Annotated in this window: 1 protein-coding gene; it reads right to left on the bottom strand. The window is 63.8% G+C overall.

Going from position 1 to position 596, the window contains the following annotated elements:
* Positions 1-197 (bottom strand): hypothetical protein (locus tag EN984_RS39575; protein ID WP_206517597.1); only part of this gene is annotated, 197 nt, incomplete at its 3' end.
* Positions 198-596 lie beyond the last annotated feature (399 nt).

Genomic DNA, 596 nt, shown 5'->3' with positions numbered 1-596 from the left:
GCCGCGTCGATGTCGGCGGCATTGGCGTCCGAGACCTTGGCCAGCAGCTTGCCGGAGGAGGGCTCGCTGGTCTCGAAGGTCTTGCCGCCGGACGCGGCTTTCCAGTCGCCGCCGATGAACAGCGCCTTGGAAAAATCGCGCGCGGCAAGCCAGGCGTCGGCCTCGTTGCGGGCTTCCGGCGCCGTCAGGAACAGGATGTTGTCCTGGATCGGATTACCGCTTCCAAGCGCCTGAGCCGCTGCGGCGACCGAGCGTTGATTGAAGGTGCTGGCAACATCGGCAAACGCCGTCGATGTGCGGCTGATATCGAGATAGACATTGTTGGCATCGTAGACGAGCTGGAAATCGACGAAGGGCGTCGCGTCTGTCGCCAGAGCCCCCGTCAGCCCGCCATAGGTGCCGCTTACGCCGCCTGCTGCGGAGAGCAGAGTATATCGGGCATCGACCGATAGCGTTCCCTGCCGCAGCAGCTCGATCTGCGCGCCGCTGTCGATCGCCGCTACTCCGCCAACATCGATGAGATCGGACGACCTTGCGAGGTCGACCTGATAGATCGATCCGGACTGCTGCGCGAAATCGCCCGTGACAGTCAGTGT

It is taken from the genome of Mesorhizobium sp. M7A.F.Ca.CA.004.12.1.1, assembly GCF_003997835.1.
GTDB lineage: Bacteria > Pseudomonadota > Alphaproteobacteria > Rhizobiales > Rhizobiaceae > Mesorhizobium.
Note: the sequence above shows the minus strand (reverse complement) of the source record. Positions and strands in the feature narration are given on the sequence as shown.